General features: G+C 73.9%; 15 protein-coding genes and 1 riboswitch. Of the genes, 13 read left to right on the top strand and 2 right to left on the bottom strand.

Features of this window, described 5'->3' with window-relative positions; translation table 11 throughout:
* Nucleotides 1–7: 7 nt before the first annotated feature.
* The 6 genes from PUR71_RS10315 (at nt 8) to PUR71_RS10290 (ending at nt 6,940) form a co-directional block, all read left to right on the top strand.
* Nucleotides 8–2,038, top strand: a complete 2,031-nt coding sequence (locus tag PUR71_RS10315; protein ID WP_329926313.1) for a protein meaA — start codon at nt 8–10, stop codon at nt 2,036–2,038.
* 43 nt (nt 2,039–2,081) lie between these two features.
* On the top strand, nt 2,082–3,044 hold the full coding sequence (locus PUR71_RS10310) for an HpcH/HpaI aldolase/citrate lyase family protein (protein ID WP_329926311.1): 963 nt from the start codon (nt 2,082–2,084) through the stop codon (nt 3,042–3,044).
* A 4-nt stretch (nt 3,045–3,048) separates the two neighbouring features.
* A complete protein-coding gene (locus PUR71_RS10305) occupies nt 3,049–3,552 on the top strand; it encodes a MaoC family dehydratase (RefSeq protein ID WP_329926310.1) in 504 nt (167 codons plus the stop codon).
* Nucleotides 3,553–3,704: 152 nt separating this feature from the next.
* Nucleotides 3,705–4,907, top strand: coding sequence for an acyl-CoA dehydrogenase family protein (locus PUR71_RS10300; RefSeq protein WP_329926308.1), 1,203 nt, complete (start codon nt 3,705–3,707; stop codon nt 4,905–4,907).
* A 475-nt stretch (nt 4,908–5,382) separates the two neighbouring features.
* Complete coding sequence (locus PUR71_RS10295) at nt 5,383–6,075, top strand: phosphatidylserine decarboxylase (protein ID WP_329926306.1); 693 nt, start codon at nt 5,383–5,385, stop codon at nt 6,073–6,075.
* Complete coding sequence (locus tag PUR71_RS10290) at nt 6,062–6,940, top strand: CDP-alcohol phosphatidyltransferase family protein (protein ID WP_443077416.1); 879 nt, start codon at nt 6,062–6,064, stop codon at nt 6,938–6,940. Before PUR71_RS10295 ends, PUR71_RS10290 begins: the two co-directional genes overlap by 14 nt.
* Nucleotides 6,941–7,035: 95 nt before the next feature.
* On the opposite strand, the gene PUR71_RS10285 is transcribed toward PUR71_RS10290, so the two are convergent.
* Together PUR71_RS10285 and PUR71_RS10280 are read right to left on the bottom strand one after the other, a co-directional pair.
* Nucleotides 7,036–8,358: a hypothetical protein gene (locus PUR71_RS10285; RefSeq protein WP_329926304.1), complete on the bottom strand. Its 1,323-nt coding sequence runs from the start codon at nt 8,356–8,358 to the stop codon at nt 7,036–7,038.
* Nucleotides 8,359–9,019: 661 nt separating this feature from the next.
* Complete coding sequence (locus tag PUR71_RS10280) at nt 9,020–10,108, bottom strand: alpha/beta hydrolase family protein (protein WP_329926303.1); 1,089 nt, start codon at nt 10,106–10,108, stop codon at nt 9,020–9,022.
* A 414-nt stretch (nt 10,109–10,522) separates the two neighbouring features.
* A riboswitch (cobalamin riboswitch) is annotated at nt 10,523–10,649 on the top strand.
* A gap of 101 nt (nt 10,650–10,750) precedes the next feature.
* Here PUR71_RS10280 and PUR71_RS10275 point away from each other — a divergent pair.
* The 7 genes from PUR71_RS10275 to PUR71_RS10245 all read left to right on the top strand — a co-directional run bounded on the left by PUR71_RS10275 (nt 10,751) and on the right by PUR71_RS10245 (nt 18,103).
* On the top strand, nt 10,751–11,713 hold the full coding sequence (locus PUR71_RS10275) for a cobalamin biosynthesis protein (protein ID WP_329926301.1): 963 nt from the start codon (nt 10,751–10,753) through the stop codon (nt 11,711–11,713).
* 73 nt (nt 11,714–11,786) lie between these two features.
* A complete protein-coding gene (locus PUR71_RS10270) occupies nt 11,787–13,307 on the top strand; it encodes a cobyric acid synthase (protein ID WP_329926299.1) in 1,521 nt (506 codons plus the stop codon).
* Nucleotides 13,304–15,388, top strand: a complete 2,085-nt coding sequence (locus tag PUR71_RS10265; protein WP_329926297.1) for a putative cobaltochelatase — start codon at nt 13,304–13,306, stop codon at nt 15,386–15,388. Before PUR71_RS10270 ends, PUR71_RS10265 begins: the two co-directional genes overlap by 4 nt.
* A 6-nt stretch (nt 15,389–15,394) precedes the next feature.
* Nucleotides 15,395–16,000, top strand: a complete 606-nt coding sequence (gene cobO, locus PUR71_RS10260; protein ID WP_329926295.1) for a cob(I)yrinic acid a,c-diamide adenosyltransferase — start codon at nt 15,395–15,397, stop codon at nt 15,998–16,000.
* A 4-nt stretch (nt 16,001–16,004) separates the two neighbouring features.
* Nucleotides 16,005–17,381, top strand: a complete 1,377-nt coding sequence (locus tag PUR71_RS10255) for a cobyrinate a,c-diamide synthase (RefSeq protein WP_329926294.1) — start codon at nt 16,005–16,007, stop codon at nt 17,379–17,381.
* Nucleotides 17,378–17,581: a phosphotransferase-like protein gene (locus tag PUR71_RS10250; RefSeq protein ID WP_329926293.1), complete on the top strand. Its 204-nt coding sequence runs from the start codon at nt 17,378–17,380 to the stop codon at nt 17,579–17,581. Before PUR71_RS10255 ends, PUR71_RS10250 begins: the two co-directional genes overlap by 4 nt.
* 51 nt (nt 17,582–17,632) lie before the next feature.
* A complete protein-coding gene (locus PUR71_RS10245) occupies nt 17,633–18,103 on the top strand; it encodes an OsmC family protein (protein WP_329926291.1) in 471 nt (156 codons plus the stop codon).

Here is an 18,103-nt window from a genome sequence, read left to right as displayed (position 1 = left end):
CGGACCGATGACCGAGCCGCAGAAGCGCGACCGGCCCTGGCTGATGCGCACCTACGCCGGACACTCCACCGCGAGCGACTCCAACGCGCTCTACCGGCGGAACCTGGCGAAGGGCCAGACCGGCCTCTCCGTCGCCTTCGACCTGCCGACCCAGACCGGCTACGACTCCGACCACATCCTCGCCCGCGGCGAGGTCGGCCGGGTCGGCGTGCCGGTGGGCCACGTCGGCGACATGCGCACCCTGTTCGACGGCATCCCGCTCGAGCAGACCAACACCTCCATGACGATCAACGCCACCGCGATGTGGCTGCTGGCGCTCTACCAGGTGGTCGCCGAGGAGCAGGGCGCCGACATCGCCAAGCTCACCGGCACCACCCAGAACGACATCGTCAAGGAGTACCTGTCCCGCGGGACGCACGTCTTCCCGCCCGGCCCGTCGGTGCGCCTGATCACCGACATGATCGCCTACACCGTCGGCAGCATCCCCAAGTGGAACCCGATCAACATCTGCAGCTACCACCTGCAGGAGGCCGGGGCCACGCCCGTCCAGGAGATCGCCTACGCGATGTGCACCGCCATCTCGGTGCTCGACGCGGTGCGCGACTCCGGGCAGGTGCCGGCCGAGCGCATGGGCGACGTGGTCGCGCGGATCTCCTTCTTCGTGAACGCCGGCGTGCGCTTCGTCGAGGAGATGTGCAAGATGCGTGCCTTCGCCCGGCTGTGGGAGAAGGTCACGCGCGAGCGCTACGGCGTCGAGGACCCCAAGCAGCGCCGGTTCCGCTACGGCGTGCAGGTCAACTCGCTCGGCCTGACCGAGGCGCAGCCGGAGAACAACGTCCAGCGGATCGTCCTGGAGATGCTGGCCGTCACGCTCTCCAAGGACGCCCGCGCCCGCGCCGTCCAGCTCCCGGCCTGGAACGAGGCGCTGGGCCTGCCGCGGCCGTGGGACCAGCAGTGGTCGCTGCGGATCCAGCAGGTGCTCGCCTACGAGTCCGACCTGCTGGAGTACGGGGACATCTTCAACGGCTCCGAGGTCATCGAGGCCAAGACGGCCGACCTGCTGGCCGGCGCCGAGGCGGAGATCGCCAAGGTGCTGGAGATGGGCGGCGTCATCCCGGCCGTCGAGTCCGGCTACCTGAAGTCCAACCTGGTCGCCTCGCACGCCGCCCGCCGGGCCCGGATCGAGTCCGGCGAGGACAAGATCGTCGGGGTCAACTGCTTCGACACCACCGAGGAGAGCCCGCTCACGGCCGACCTCGACACCGCGATCATGGTCGTCGACCCGGCCTCCGAGCAGTCCGTCCTCGCCGCCCTGGAGGCCTGGCGCGGACAGCGCGACGAGGCCGTCGCCCAGGAGGCGCTGGCGGAGCTCAAGACCGTCGCCGCCACCGACGCCAACCTGATGCCGGCCACGCTCGCCTGCGCCCGGGCCGGCGTCACCACCGGGGAGTGGTCCTTCGCCCTGCGCGAGGTCTTCGGCGAGTACCGCGCCCCCACCGGCGTCGGCGGCGCCCCGGTCGCGGTCGCGGCCGAGCCCGGCGGCGAACTGACCGCCGTGCGCGCCGCGGTGGCCGCCACCGCCGAGGAGCTGGGCGCCGGCAAGCTGCGCCTGCTGGTCGGCAAGCCCGGCCTGGACGGGCACTCCAACGGCGCCGAGCAGATCGCCGTCCGGGCCCGCGACGCCGGGTTCGAGGTGGTCTACCAGGGCATCCGGCTCACGCCGGAGCAGATCGTCTCCGCGGCCGTCGCGGAGGACGTCCACTGCGTGGGCCTGTCGATCCTCTCCGGCGCGCACGGCGAGCTCGTGCCCGACGTGCTACAGCGCCTGCGGCGGGCCGGGGTGGAGGATGTCCCGGTGATCGTGGGTGGCATCATCCCGGCAGCGGACGGCGAGGCCCTCAAGGCCGCCGGCGTCGCCGCCGTGTTCACCCCGAAGGACTTCGGCATCACGACCATCATCGGCCGGATCGTGGACGAGATCCGGCTGGCCAACAAGCTCCAGCCGTGGACGCCCGCACCGACCCCGGCGACGAACTGACCAGCTGACCAGCTGACCACTGGGAAGGAACAGAACCACCCTCATGAGCAACGTCAACCGCCTGCGCCCGCGCCGCTCCTGCCTCGCCGTACCGGGCAGCAACCCGCGCTTCCTGGAGAAGGCCCAGGGCCTGCCCGCCGACCAGGTCTTCCTCGACCTGGAGGACGCCTGCGCCCCGCTGGTCAAGGAGAGCGCCCGCCACACCATCGTCGACGCCCTCAACAACGGCGACTGGGGCGGCAAGACCCGCGTCGTCCGCGTCAACGACTGGACCACCCACTGGACCTACCGCGACGTGATCACCGTCGTCGAGGGCGCCGGCCCCAACCTCGACTGCATCATGCTGCCGAAGGTCCAGGACGCCGAGCAGGTCAAGGCGCTCGACCTCCTGCTCACCCAGATCGAGAAGACCATGGGCTTCGAGGTCGGGAAGATCGGCATCGAGGCGCAGATCGAGAACGCCAAGGGCCTGATCAACGTCGACGCCATCGCCGAGGCCTCGCCCCGGCTGGAGACCATCATCTTCGGCCCCGCCGACTTCATGGCCTCGATCAACATGAAGTCCCTGGTGGTCGGCGAGCAGCCGCCCGGCTACAACGCCGACGCCTACCACTACATCCTGATGCGCATCCTGATGGCCGCCCGCGCCAACGACCTCCAGGCGATCGACGGCCCGTACCTGCAGATCCGCAACCAGGAGGGCTACCGCGAGGTCGCCGGCCGCTCCGCCGCCCTCGGCTTCGACGGCAAGTGGGTGCTGCACCCGGACCAGGTCGCCGCCGCGAACGAGATCTACTCGCCCTCGCAGGAGGACTACGACCACGCCGAGCTGATCCTCGACGCCTACGACTACTGCACCTCCGCGGCGGGCGGCGCCAAGGGCTCGGCGATGCTCGGCGACGAGATGATCGACGAGGCCAGCCGCAAGATGGCCCTGGTCATCGCCGGCAAGGGCCGGGCCGCCGGTATGGAGCGCACCACCAAGTTCGAGATCCCGGAGGCCTGAGGCCATGCAGTTCGGACGCACCTACGAGGAGTTCGAGGTCGGCGCGGTCTACAAGCACTGGCCCGGGAAGACCGTCACCGAGTACGACGACCACCTGTTCTGTCTGCTCACCATGAACCACCACCCGCTCCACATGGACACCAACTACGCGGAGAAGACGACCGACTTCGGCAAGAACGTCGTCGTGGGGAACTACGTCTACTCGCTGCTGCTCGGCATGTCCGTCCCGGACGTCTCGGGCAAGGCGATCGCCAACCTGGAGATCGAGTCGCTGCGGCACGTCGCGCCGACCTTCCACGGCGACACGATCTACGGCGAGACCACCGTCCTCGACAAGTGGCCCTCCAAGTCCAAGGACGACCGGGGCATCGTCTACGTCGAGACCAAGGGGTACAAGCAGGACGGCACGGTCGTCTGCATCTTCCGCCGCAAGGTGATGGTGCCGACCGAGACGTACATCAAGGAGCGCGGCGGGGAGCAGCCCGGCCGTCCCACCCCTCTTTCCTGAACCTGCTTTCCCTCTCCCATGCCCCGGAGGGGCAGGCCGCCGTCATCGGCCGACCCCCACCCGGAACGGGGGCCCTGCTGCCGCAGCCACGCCGGCAGGGCCCCCGGCAATTCCCCCCCCCCCGACTTTTCACGACAAATCGGAGCCGCACGATGGGACGCCTCGCACAGACCGACGGCCTCACCGAGATCCAGCGGGACATCCTCGCCACCGTGCGGGATTTCGTCGACAAGGAGATCATTCCGGTCGCGACCGAGCTGGAGCACAAGGACGAGTACCCGACCGCCATCGTCGAGGGGATGAAGCAGCTCGGCCTCTTCGGCCTCACCATCCCCGAGGAGTACGGCGGCCTCGGCGAGTCGCTGCTCACCTACGCCCTCGTGGTGGAGGAGATCGCCCGCGGCTGGATGTCCGTCTCCGGCATCGTCAACACGCACTTCATCGTGGCGCACATGATCAACGCCCACGGCACGCAGGAGCAGAAGGACTACTTCCTGCCGAAGATGGCGGCCGGCGAGATCCGCGGCGCGTTCTCGATGTCCGAGCCCGGCCTCGGCTCCGACGTCTCGGCCATCTCCACCAAGGGCGTCAAGGACGGCGACTTCTACGTCCTCAACGGCCAGAAGATGTGGCTGACCAACGGCGGCACCTCCACCCTCGTCGCGGTCCTGTGCAAGACCGACGAGGGCGGCAGCAGCCCGTACAAGAACATGACCACCTTCCTGGTCGAGAAGACGGCCGGATTCGGCCCGAACCCGACCGTCCCCGGCCTCACCGTGCCCGGGAAGATCGAGAAGATGGGCTACAAGGGCGTCGACACGACCGAGCTGGTCCTCCAGGACGTCCGGATCCCGGCCGACCGGATCCTCGGCGGCGTCCCCGGCCGCGGCTTCTACCAGATGATGGACGGCGTCGAGGTCGGCCGCGTCAACGTCGCCGCCCGCGGCTGCGGCGTCGCCCGCCGCGCCTTCGAGCTCGGCATCTCCTACGCGCAGCAGCGCTCCACCTTCGGCAAGAAGATCGCCGAGCACCAGGCGATCCAGTTCAAGCTCGCCGAGATGGCCACCAAGGTCGAGGCCGCGCACCAGATGATGGTCATGGCCGCCCGCAAGAAGGACAGCGGCGAGCGCAACGACCTCGAGGCCGGCATGGCCAAGTACCTCGCCTCCGAGTACTGCAAGGAGGTCGTGGAGGACGCCTTCCGCATCCACGGCGGCTACGGCTTCTCCAAGGAGTACGAGATCGAGCGCCTCTACCGCGAGGCCCCGATGCTGCTCATCGGTGAAGGAACTGCGGAGATCCAGAAGATGATCGTCGGGCGCCGGCTCCTGGAGGAGTACCGGATCGCCGAGTGATCGAGGGGTCACCCACCTCAACGGGTGGCCCCCGGAACGGCCGGTCGACGGGCGTGCGGGCCCGTCCCGGCATCCCGCCGTGCCACGCGGCCCCGGCCTGGTCCGCCTGGGGTCCGGCACGGCCCGGAAGCGGCCGCAGGGCGCAGAGCTGCAGCTACGCGCCCTGCGGCCGCTTCCGCACGCCGTGGTGGCGCCGTCGCGGGGCGTGCGGAAGCGGATGACGCGGACGCGCCGTCCCCCCGCGCGCCCGCTGAGACAAGAGTCACCAGGCCCGTGCGGGCCCTTGGGAACCGGACGGGGGCGAGCTACGGTCGTATGAGCGGGCACGACCACGGGCCCGCGCAACGAGCAGGCGGGTTGCCCACCCACCGTGTGCTCCCGATAGCATCCACCGGGACAGCAGCCGTCCCTCTCTTACCCGATCCCGCGGTGGCCCCCGTCCAGCGGCCATGATCCCCCGCGACAAAGGTCTTCGATGCCCATCAGCCCGTCCCCTCACACCTCCGTCACGGACCGCGATGCCCTCGCAGCCACGACGGCCGGTCGGCGACCCCGCGTGACCATCGCGCGCGGAGCCACCCCCTGGTTCGTCCCCACCCTCGCCACGGCCGCCGTGACCACCGCCCTCACCCGGCGCAGCGGCAAGTGGGCCCTGGCGGCGGTACCGGCCTGCGCGCTCGGCGCGGGCATGCTGTGGTTCTTCCGCGACCCCGAGCGTGAGATCGGCACGGGCAGAGTGATCTCCCCCGCCGACGGCGTGGTGCAGAGCATCGACGCCTGGCCGGACGGCCGCACCCGGGTCGCCATCTTCATGAGCCCGCTCAACGTCCACGTCAACCGCGCGCCGCTGCCCGGCACGGTGACGTCGGTCGAGCACGTCGCGGGCGGGTTCGTGCCCGCGTTCAACAAGGACAGCGACCAGAACGAGCGGGTCGTCTGGCACTTCGACACCGAGCTCGGCGACATCGAGATGGTGCAGATCGCGGGGGCCGTGGCCCGCCGCATCGTGCCCTACGTCGACGCCGGCACCAAGGTCGCCCAAGGCGACCGGATCGGCCTGATCCGGTTCGGGTCGCGGGTCGACACCTACCTGCCGGCCGGCGTCGAGGTCGGCGTCGAGGTCGGCCAGAAGACCACAGCCGGGGTGACACGCCTTGACCGTGACTGATCCTGAGACGATCGTCGGCCTGGACGACGAGGAGACGGCGCTGCGCCGTCGCCGCTGGGCACGCGACCGCGAGCTCCGCGCGCCGCGCTCGCCGCAGCACCTGTCCACCGCCGACTTCCTGACCCTGGGGAACGCCGTCTGCGGCTTCCTGGCGATCTACTCGATCACCACCGGGGTCCTGATCCCGCACATCACCAACCCGGACGTCGCTCCGGACCGGCACAGCGCCGCCACCGCGGTCACGCTGCTGCTGATCGGCTCGATGTGCGACCTCTTCGACGGCCTGGTGGCGCGCAAGCTGCGCTCCTCCGCCCTGGGCGCCGAACTCGACAACCTGGCCGACCTGATCAGCTTCGGCATCGCGCCGGCCTACTTCGTCGCGGTCTGGGGCATGGTCTCGCAGGGCTCCAACCGGCCGCTGTCCGCGCTGATCGCGCTGACCGTGCTGCTCGCGGTGGTCCTGCGGCTGGCCCGCTTCTCGGCCGTGAAGATGCGGCCCGGGGTGTTCCAGGGCATGCCCTGCCCGATGGGCGCCATGACGGTCATCGCGATCGTGCTGCTCGACCCGCCGTTCCTGCCCGGTCTGGTGGCCATCTTCGGCGCCGCGTACCTGATGGTCAGCCGGATCGAGTACCCGAAGCCGCAGGGCCTGCTGGCCACGGCCACGCTGTGCTGGATCGTGGTCTCCATCGGCTGCCTGGCCGCCTGGGCCACCGGCCTGCCGGGCGGCAACGCGCTCCTGCACGTCGGCGCCTTCGCCCAGATCGCGCTCGCGGCCATGGCGCCGCTGCTGGTCATCCGGCGCAAGGTCGGCCAGAAGGTCGGCGACGTCCGCGCCCGGCGGGCGGAGTCGCGGCTCGGCTGAGCCTCCCGCGCACGACGAAGGGGCCCGGATCCACTGCGGATCCGGGCCCCTTCGTCGTTGTCGTCGTTGTCGTCGGTCTCGCCTGCGGCGGCCGCTCACGCCCCGCCGGTGTGGACGCTGAAGGCCGACCGGCGGGCCGCCCGGGCCACGCCCGGGTCCGGGTGCACGCCCGAGACCGCCGTCAGCACCGAGGCCGCCCGCGGGTGCCCCGACTGCCGGGCCCGGGCGAACAGCCGCACCGGGTCGCCCGCCGAGGCGCCCTCCACGTGGCCGACCAGCAGCTCCGTCTCGCCGTGGTCCAGGACCGCGGCCGCGGTGTCCACCCAGAGCCAGGCCGCGTCCTCGGCGCCCAGCACGTCGGCCGGGGACACGCCCTCGTCCGACTGCTCCGCGAGCCACAGCAGCGCGTAGGGGCGCAGCACCGGCTCGTCCACGGCCGCGCGCACCGCCTGCTCGGCCGTGCCGCCGGCCACCCGCAGCGCCTCGAAGGCCAGGCCGCGCACGAGCGCGTCGTCGCCCTGGGCGGCGTCCAGCAGCTCCGCCACGGCGCGGTCGGCCGGGCGGGCCGCCACCCAGGCCCGGTACTCGGCCCGGGCCGGGCCCGGCGAGTAGTCGGCGCAGGCGTTCAGCAGCTCGTAGGCGCTCTGCTCGATGTGGCCGGCCGCGGTCTGGGCGACCGTGCAGATCTCCTCCAGCTTGGCCCGCACCGCCCAGTGCCCGAGCGGTGACAGCTCGGCGGCGTCGTTCCTGCGCACGACGGCGCCGACGGCCGCGAGGCCGTCCAACATCCAGTCCAGGACGGCGGCGACGTCCGCGGGCGCGGCCGGGGTGTCGATCTGCGGCTCGCGGCAGGTGCCGCGGACGGCCGACACGGCGGAGGCGGCGTGCGGGACGGGCGACAGGCCCGCGCCCCCGCTGCCGCCGACCCGGCGCTCGTCCAGGCCGCGGCGCAGCAGCTCCAGGAGCTCGCTGTCGGCGACCGGGCCGGCCACCAGGTGCAGGAAGGAGAGCAGTTGCGGGGCCTGGTCCACGGCCTGGCCGGCCAGCACCGCGAAGACCCCGCGCAGGGCGGCCGGCGGGACCGGCGCGAGCAGCGTCCAGGCGTCGAACAGCGCGGACCAGCCGCGCACGACGGCCTCGTCGTCGTGCTCCCAGGCGTGCAGCCGCCAGCCCGGCCCGGCGCCGCCGTCGCGGGCCTCGACCAGGCCGACCAGCAGCGCCTGACCCCAGGCCTTGGCCGCGGCGCCGACCGTCATGGCCAGCGCGCGGCCCGCCGCGCGGGCGTCGTCGGGGAGCAGCTCGCCCCGCTTGTCGACCTCGCCGAGCTCCCCGGCCCAGCGGGCGATGCGGACGGCGTCCACCAGCATCCGGCGGGCCAGCGGGGCCAGCTCGGCGGGGGCGGGGAAGCCGTCCGGCACGGGGACCCGGCCGCGGCCGGGGGCGGGTGCGGGGCCTCGTCGGCGGGGTACGCCGCCCCCGCCCGGCCTGGCCCCGACGGGCCGGTGGGCCGTACCGGGGAGGCGGGTCACCGTCGCACCGGTACCGATCGTCGGTGGGAGCGGGGCATCACGGTCGCGCGGGTTCCGAGACGTCACGTCGAGCAGTCTTCCCCTTGTACCGGCCTTCTGTCACATCCGGTTGGTTGTACGGACGGGCGGGTTGTGGCAGCACCTCCGCAAGATCGGGCAACAGCGGCAAACCGCCTGGCCAAAATCGTGTGGCGGGCTCATGCCAGGCCCGTTTGCGATGGTCACGGGCGGTGTTCGAACGGATACGGAAAAGGCTGCGGCGAGCGCCGAACGGCCGACTCGCGCGGTGCGGCCGACGGGTCGGGGCACGAGGGCGACCGCCGGGCACGTCCGCCGGAAGCGCTCCCGGTGGATGCGGATCGGCCAGGTCGGCGAGAGCGGGAGCGGTGGCGGAAATCGACCGCGCCGACGTCCCGTTCCGGCGGAATCGGCTTCCGGTGCCCGGGGGGCGCGCGATGACGGGTGGGGGGAATTGCGAGAAGGGGGGACGTGGAGGCAGCGCGCAGGAATGACCGGTCGGAATGCCCCGGATAACGGCCTCCGGACCGCTTCAGAGGAGGGGGGTGAGCCAGCGCCGGAGGAGTTCCGAGTAGTGCGCGGGGTCGGAGTTCCAGAGGGCCGTGTGGTCCGCACCCGGGAAGGTCTGGAGGCTGACGACGTCGGGGCGGGCCGCGGCGAGGCGCCGGGCGGCCCGGATCGGCGCGATCGGGTCGTCCGGGCTGTGCAGGACGAGGGTCGGCACGCGCAGGTCGGCGCCCTCGGCGAGGCGGGAGAAGTCGGCCAGGTCGACCCCGGTGCGGCCCTCGGCGGCCAGCGCGCCGAGCTCGGCGACCGGCTCGGTGTAGCCGGCCCGGACCGCGCCGCGGCGGGCGGTGGCGGGCAGGTCGAGCACCGGCGAGTCCAGGACGATCCCGGCGATCGCCCCCGACCAGGCCGAGCGGGCCGCGGCCTGCAGGCACATCGTGGCGCCCACCGACCAGCCGTAGAGGATCACCCGGCCGGCGCCGCTGTCGAGGGCGAGCCGCACGGCCGACTCCACGTCGCGCCACTCGGTCTCGCCGAAGTGGCTGAGCCCGTCCGGCGAGGCGGGGGCGCCCTGGTCGCCGCGGTAGGTGACGGCGAGGGCGGGCAGCGCGAGGCGCTGGAGGACGGGCAGCACGGGGAGCGTCTGGGCGCGGTCGGCGCCGGGGCCGTGCACGAGGACCACCCAGGTGCCGCGCTTGCCGTCCAGGCGCCAGGCGGGCAGCGCGCCCAGCTCGCCGGCGGCGGCGGTCTCGGTGAAGGGGAGGCCGAGGGAGGTGGTCGGGTCGCCGAGGTGGACGCGCGGGGTGAAGCGGACCTCGGTGCCGGGGGTCAGGGTGCCCCGGTCGGCGCGGACCAGGCGGCGGGTGACGCCCTGTTCGTCGCTGTGCAGGACCTCGTCGACGACGGCGTGGCCGTCGCCGTCCCACTCCAGCGCCCAGCGGCCGGGGTGCAGGGCCGCCGGGGTGCGGTTGAAGGTGATCCGGCCGGCGGCGAGGTTCTGCACCAGGACGGGGCCGGACTCCAGCACGACGGTCTCCGGCCGCACGAGCCGCTCGGACGCACGCCGGCCGACGACCAGCACGGCGACCCCGGTGCCGACTGCGGCTGCCGCCACGACGGCTGCGGTTCCCCATCGCATATCGTTCCCCGCTCTGTGAGTCTGCTGGGGACAAGTTCACCGGCGGGTGGGGGCGGCGGCCAGTGGGATGGGCTGTACGGGGGACCGGAGAGCGGGTGCCGGACGGGTCAGACGGGGATCTCGGGGTGGGTCCCGGCCAGGAGTTCCCAGAAACGGGAGTGAGACGGCCGGTACGAACGGGCCCCCAGCCGCCGAACGCACGAAGCGCCGGGGTGGCCGCGCGCGGCCCGCTGGAGGATCCCACAGGATGTCATGCCCCTGCGGCCGCAGGGATCGGAGGTAGCGACGGCGGCGCGGACCGGCCACCGGCTGTGACCAACCCCTCCGCGACCTCGGTTGACTCCCGGTTCGGCCGCGTGATGGGATCCCAGGGCCAAACGGAGGCATGCAGAGGAAGCCGGTGCGAATCCGGCGCGGTCCCGCCACTGTCACCGGGGAGCACGCTCGAATTCGCCACGGCGGGTCAAGTGCCGCTGGAAGGCCCGAGGGTGCGTCCGACCCGGAAGCCAGGAGACTCTCGCCCCCGGTACGTCGACCCAGGGCGCGGACCCTGAGTGAGGACTCGCACGCGATGCAGGCTGCCCCGACCCGCCGAGCCCTCCCCTGTCCCCCTCCGTCGTGCGTCCGCTGACCCGCGCCGCCGCGTTCGCGCTCGGCGCCGTCGCGGGCTACCTGGCGGACGCCCGCTACGCCGATCCGCGCCGCGGTCACCCGGTGGCCGTCTTCGGCGGTGCCGCGACCCGCCTGGAGCGCCGGATGTGGCGCGACGACCGGGCCGCCGGCACCGCGTACACGGCGCTCTGCGTGGGCGCCGTCGCGGCCGGGGCGGTGGCCCTGGACCGGACGGTCGGCCGCCGACCGCTCGGGCGGGCCGCGCTGGCCGCCGCCGCGACCTGGACGGTACTCGGGGGCACGTCGCTGACCCGGGAGGCGCGCACGATCGGCCGGTCGCTGGCCGCGGGCGACCTGACCGCCGCCCGCGAACGGCTGCCGCACCTGTGCGGACGCGACCCGAGCGCGCTGGACGAGCAGCAGATCGCCCGCGCCGTCGTCGAGTCGGTGGCCGAGAACACCGCGGACGCCGTCGTGAACGCGCTGGCCTGGGGCGCCCTCGCCGGCACGCCCGGCCTGCTGGCCTTCCGCGCCGTCAACACGCTGGACGCGATGGTGGGCCACCGCTCGCCGCGCCACGCCCGGTTCGGCTGGGCCTCGGCCCGGCTGGACGACGCGGCGGGCTGGCCGGGCGCCCGGCTGACGGCGCTGCTGACGGTGGCCGCCGCGCCTCAGCCGCGGACGGCCTGGCGGGTGTGGCGGCGGGACGGTTCGGCGCACCCGAGCCCGAACGCGGGGCAGGCCGAGTCGGCGTTCGCGGGCGCCGTGGGCGTGCGGCTGGGCGGCACGCTGCGGTACGGCGAGCGCGTCGAGCACCGGCCGGTGCTGGGCGCGGAGCTGCGCCCGGTGACGGTGGACGACATCGAGCGGGCCTGCGCGCTGTCGCGGCGGGTGGGCGCGCTGGCGCTGGGTACGACGGTCGCGGGGCACATGCTGCTGCGATCGGTACTGAGGAGGGGAAGGGCATGAGCGAGCGCGGCGAGCTCATCATCGATAGGTGCGCATCGTGCGAAGCGCCTGCCGAGCGGAGCGAGGTGGGAGCATGAGCAACGCGCTGCTGGTCGCGGGGACGACCTCGGACGCGGGCAAGAGCGTCGTCACGGCGGGCATCTGCCGCTGGCTGGCCCGGCAGGGCGTCCGGGTGGCGCCCTTCAAGGCGCAGAACATGTCGTTGAACTCCTTCGTGACGGCCGACGGCGCCGAGATCGGCCGCGCCCAGGCGATGCAGGCCCAGGCCGCCCGGGTGGAGCCGGAGGCCGCGATGAACCCGGTGCTGCTCAAGCCCGGCGCGGACGGCCGCAGCCAGGTGGTGCTGCTCGGCCGGCCGGTCGCCGAGGTGGGCGCGCTGGACTACCGCGAGCGCAAGCCCGTCCTGCTGGAGCGCGCCCTAGAGTGCCTGGCGGATCTGCGCCGCCGGTACGAGGTGGTGGTGTGCGAGGGCGCGGGCTCGCCCGCCGAGATCAACCTGCGCGACCGGGACATCGCCAACATGGGCCTGGCGACGGCCGCCCGGCTGCCCGTCGTGGTGGTCGGCGACATCGACCGCGGCGGCGTGTTCGCCGCGATGTACGGGACGCTGGCGCTGCTGTCCGAGGAGGACCAGCGGCACGTGGCCGGCTGGTTCGTCAACAAGTTCCGCGGGGACGCCCGACTGCTGGCGCCCGGCCTGGAGATGCTGCACGGCCTGACCGGCCGTCCGGTGCTCGGCACGCTGCCGATGCTGCCGGGCCTGTGGCTGGACGCCGAGGACTCGCTGGACCTGTCGACGGTCGTCGACCGGGTCGACGGCCGCGGGCCGCTCGGCGCGGACGTGCTGCGGGTGGCCGTGGTGCGCTTCCCCCGGCTGTCGAACTTCACCGACCTGGACGCGCTGGCGCAGGAGCCCGGCGTGCTCGTCCGCTGGGCGACCCGGCCGGAGGAGCTCGCCGACGCCGACCTCGTCGTGCTGCCCGGCACCCGGGCCACCGTGGCCGACCTCGCCTGGCTGCGCGAGCGCGGGCTGGAGCCGGCGCTGAAGGCGCGGGCGGCGGCCGGGCGGCCGGTCCTCGGGGTGTGCGGCGGCTACCAGATGCTCGCGGGCTCGATCGTCGACGACGTCGAGTCCAGGGCCGGTGCCGTCGACGCGCTCGGGCTGCTGCCGACGCACGTGCGGTTCGGCGTGGAGAAGGTGCTCGCGCGGCCGGTCGGCGAGGCGTACGGGCAGCGGGTCGAGGGCTACGAGATCCACCACGGGGTGGTGACCGCGGAAGGCGGGGAGCCGTTCCTGGACGGCTGCCGGGTGGGCTCCGTCTGGGGCACGACCTGGCACGGCGCGCTGGAGAACGACGGGTTCCGCCGCGAGTTCCTGCGCGAGGTGGCCGCGCTGGCGGGCCGGGCGTTCGTCCCGGCACCGGACACCTCGTTCGCCGAGGCGCGCGAAGCCCGGCTGGACCGCCTGGGGGACCTGATCGAGGAGCACGCGGACACCGACGCGCTGTGGAAGCTGATCGAGGGCGGGGTGCCGGCGGCCGGATCGCTGCCGTTCCTGCCGCCCGGTGCGCCTGAGGAGGCTGGCAAGGCATGAGTGACGTCCGCTACCCGTTCACCGCGGTCGTCGGGATGGCCGACCTGCGGCTCGGACTGCTGCTGAACGCGGTCTCCCCGGCCGTGGGCGGCGTGCTGGTGCGCGGCGAGAAGGGCACCGCCAAGTCGACGATGGTCCGCGCGCTGGCCGGCCTGCTGCCGTCCATCGCCACCGTCGACGGCTGCCGCTTCGCCTGCGACCCGGCCGCGCCCGACCCGCAGTGCCCGGACGGGCCGCACGCCGGCGCCACGAGCGGTGAACGGCCTTCCCAGCTGGTCGAGTTGCCGGTCGGCGTGGCCGAGGACCGGATCGTCGGCTCGCTCGACCTGGAGCGCGCGCTCGCCGAGGGCGTCAAGGCGTACGAGCCCGGACTGCTCGCCAAGGCGCACCGCGGGGTGCTCTACATCGACGAGGTGAACCTGCTCCAGGACCACGTCGTCGACCTGCTGCTGGACGCCGCCGCGATGGGCCGCTCCTACGTCGAGCGCGAGGGCGTCTCGGTGCGGCACGCGGCCCGGTTCCTGCTGGTCGGCACGATGAACCCGGAGGAGGGCGAGCTGCGGCCGCAGCTGCTCGACCGCTTCGGCCTGACCGTGGAGATCGCCGCCACGCGCGACCCGGCCGAGCGCGCCGAGGTCGTCCGGCGGCGGCTCGCCTACGACGCGGATCCGGCCGGCTTCGCCGCACGGTTCGCCGACGAGGAGCGGGCACTCGCCGAACGGATCACCGCTGCAAGGGAGTTGCTGCCCAAGGTCGAGCTCACCGACGTCGCGCTCCGGCAGATCACCGCGGTGTGCGCCGCGTTCGAGGTGGACGGACTGCGCGCCGACATCGTCATGGCGCGGACGGCCGTCGCGCTGGCCGCGTGGGACGGGCGCACGGAGGTGCTGGAGGAGGACGTCCGCAAGGCCGCCCAGCTGGCGCTGCCGCACCGGCGCCGCCGCAACCCGTTCGACGCGCCGGGGCTGGACGAAGAGCAGCTGGACCGGACGCTGGAGGAGCACGCGCAGCCCGAGGACGCGCCGGAGGACGGGTCTCCTGGGCCCGACGGCGACGGACCGGGCCCCGACGACGACGGCGGCCCCGGCCCGGACGGCGGCGGCGGGGCGCCCGAGCCCGAGAGCGGTCCGCAGGCCCCGGAGGCCGCCGCCTCGGACGCCGCCGCCCCCGAGCCCGCCGAGCAGCAGCCCGTCCCGGCCCAACACCCCTCCCCCGCACGGGAGTCGGCGCCGGTCGCGGCCGGCGACCCGTACCGCACCCGGCTGTTCGCCGTGCGCGGCACCGGCCGCGGGGCCCAGGGCCGCCGCTCCCCCGCCGAGACCGACAGCGGGTACACCGTGCGCGCCCGGCGCCCCCAGGGCGCCCTCAGCCGGCTGCACCTGACCGCCACCCTCCAGGCCGCCGCGCCGCACCAGGTGGCGCGCGGGCGCTCCGGCGCCGCGCTCGTGCTGCGCAAGGACGACTTCCGCGAGCAGGTGCGCAAGGGCCGCGAGTCCAACCTGGTGCTGTTCGTCGTCGACGCCTCCGGCTCGATGGCCGCCCGGCAGCGGATGACGGCCGTCAAGGGCGCCGTGCTGTCGCTGCTGATGGACGCCTACCAGCGGCGCGACAAGATCGGCATGATCACCTTCCGCGGCGCGGGCGCCGAGCTGGCGCTCCCGCCCACCTCGTCGGTCGAGGTCGGCGCGGCCCGGCTGGAGTCGCTGCCCACCGGCGGGCGGACCCCACTGGCCGCCGGCCTGCTGCGCGCCCACGAGGTGCTGCGGATCGAGCGGCTGCGTGATCCGGCCCGCCGCCCGCTGGTCGTCGTCGTCACCGACGGACGGGCCACCGGCGGCCGCGACGCGCTCGCGCAGTCCCGCCGCGCGGCCGGGCTGTTCGCCGCGCAGGGCGTCGCGAGCGTCGTCCTGGACTGCGAGTCCGGCCCCGTCCGGCTCGGCCTCGCCCGCACCCTGGCCGGGCACCTCGGCGGCACCGCCGTCACCCTGGACGAGCTGCGCGCCGAGGGCGTCGCCTCGCTCGTCCGCGACAGTCGCGACGGTCGCGACAACCGTGCAACCACCATGCGAAAGGCGGCCTGAGCAGCCATGCCCAAGGGTGTTCCCGAGAGCGTTCCCGACGACGGCCTGACGACCCGCCAGCGCCGCACGCAGCCGATCACCGCCGTCCACACCGGCCCCGGCAAGGGCAAGTCGACGGCCGCGTTCGGCATGGCCTTGCGGGCCTGGAACCAGGGTTGGTCCGTCGGGGTGTTCCAGTTCGTGAAGTCCGCCAAGTGGAAGGTCGGCGAGGAGAACGCGCTGCGCGTCCTCGGCGCCTCCGGCGAGGGCGGCACCGTCGACTGGCACAAGATGGGCTCCGGCTGGTCGTGGATCCAGCGCTCCAGCGAGATGGAGCTGGACAGCGAGGCCGCCGCCAAGGAGGGCTGGGAGCAGGTCAAGCGCGACCTCGCGGCCGAGACCTACCGCTTCTACGTGCTCGACGAGTTCACCTACCCGATGCACTGGGGCTGGGTCGACCCGGAGGAGGTCGTGTCCGTGCTCAAGGACCGGCCGGGCAGCCAGCACGTCGTCATCACCGGCCGGTACGCCCCCGAGGCGCTCACCGGCTTCGCCGACCTCGTCACCGAGATGACCAAGGTCAAGCACCCCATGGACGCCGGCCGCAAGGGCCAGCGCGGCATCGAGTGGTGACTCCTTGAGCATCCCGCGCCTCGTCGTCGCCGCACCCTCCTCGGGCGCGGGCAAGACCACCGTCGCCACCGGCCTGATCGCCGCGCTCGCCGCGCGCGGGCTCGCGGTCTCCCCGCACAAGGTCGGACCGGACTACATCGACCCCGGCTACCACGCGCTCGCCGCCGGGCGGCCGGGCCGCAACCTGGACGCCTTCCTGTGCGGGCCGGAGCGGATCGCGCCGCTGTTCCTGCACGGCGCGGCCGGGGCCGACGTCGCCGTCGTCGAGGGCGTCATGGGGCTGTTCGACGGGGCGTCGGGGCGCGGGGAGCTCGCGTCCACCGCGCACGTCGGCAAGCTGCTGCGCGCGCCGGTGGTGCTCGTCGTGGACGGCAGCTCGCAGTCCCGCTCGGTGGCCGCGCTGGTGCACGGCTTCGCCTCCTGGGACCCGGAGGTGAGGCTCGCCGGGGTGATCCTCAACCGGGTCGCCTCCGACCGCCACGAGCAGTTGCTGCGCGAGGCCCTGGAGGAGGGCTCCGGCGTGCCCGTGCTGGGCGCGCTGCGCCGCTCCGCGGCCGTCGCGACGCCCTCGCGCCACCTCGGGCTGATCCCGGCCGTGGAGCGGTCGGCGGAGGCCCTGAAGGCCGTCGCGGACATGGGCGACCTCGTCGCCGCCTCGGTGGACCTCGACGCCGTCCTCGAACTCGCCCGGACGGCACCGGCCCTGGACGCCGAACCGTGGGACCCGGCGGCCGAGGTCGTGCCGGTCGCGGGCCGGCCCCGGATCGCCGTCGCGGGCGGCGCCGCGTTCTCCTTCTCGTACGCCGAGAACGCCGAACTCCTCGCCGCCGCCGGGGCGGAGGTCGTCCCGTTCGACCCGCTGCACGCCTGCGGGCTGCCCGAGCGCACCGCCGGGCTCGTCATCGGCGGCGGCTTCCCCGAGCTGTACGTCCGGGAGTTGAGCGGCAACGCGCAACTGCGCTCGGCGATCCGCGAGTTCGCCGCCGCCGGCGGCCCGATCGCGGCCGAGTGCGCCGGACTGCTCTACCTCGGACGGGAGCTGGACGGGAAGCCGATGTGCGGCGTGCTCGACACCGCCGCCCGGATGACCGAACGGCTCACCCTCGGCTACCGGGAGGCCGTCGCGCTGCACGACTCCCCGCTCGGCCCGGCCGGCACCCGGCTGCGCGGCCACGAGTTCCACCGCACGGTCTGCGAGCCGGCCGCGGGCGAGGAACCGGCCTGGGGCTGGCGCCTGCCCACCGGCCCCCGCACCGAGGGCTTCGCGGGCGGCAACGTCCACGCCTCCTACCTGCACCTGCACTGGGCCGGCACTCCGGAGCTCGCCGCGTCCTTCGCCTCCGCCGCCGCGGCGTTCCGGGCCCCGGCGGTGCCGGCGTGAACGTCATCGTCCTCGACGGGGGCTCCGGCTCCGGCAAGTCGAGCATCGCGCGCCGGCTCCAGGAGCTGCTGCCGGAGCCGTGGCTGCACCTCGGCACGGACACCCTGGTCGACGCGCTGCCGCCGCGGCTGCGCGAGGGCGCCGAGGGGATCGGCGGCATCGGCGGCCCGGACGGCGGTTCCGGAGCGGCCGGCGACTGACGTCCTGCGGTCGACCGTTCCGCAGGTTCCGGTACGAGGAAGGGCACAGGCATGGCCAGGCTGCACACGTACACCACCGAGATCACCTGGACCGGCAACCGGGGCACCGGCACCGGCGACTACCGCTCCTACGGCCGCGAGCACGACGTCGCCGCCGACGGCCGGCCGACCATCCCCGGCTCGTCCGACCCCGCCTTCCGCGGCGACCCCGCCCGCTGGAACCCCGAACAGCTGCTCCTCGCGTCGATCTCGCAGTGCCACCTGCTCTGGTACCTGCACCTGTGCGCCGTCAACGGCGTCGTCGTGACCTCGTACGTCGACAACCCGGTCGGCACGATGGCCGAGACGCCCGAGGGCGGGCACTTCACCGCGGCGGTGCTGCACCCGCGGATCGAGGTCGCGTCCGAGGGCATGGTCGAGAAGGCGCTGGCGCTGCACGCGGACGCGCACCGGGCCTGCTTCATCGCGAGTTCGGTCAACTTCCCGGTCTCGCACGAGCCGGTGGTGACGGCGGCGGCATAG

Origin of the sequence: Streptomyces sp. SP17BM10, assembly GCF_036322405.1 — a bacterium.
GTDB lineage: Bacteria > Actinomycetota > Actinomycetes > Streptomycetales > Streptomycetaceae > Kitasatospora.
This window is presented reverse-complemented; position numbering and strand designations above follow the sequence as displayed.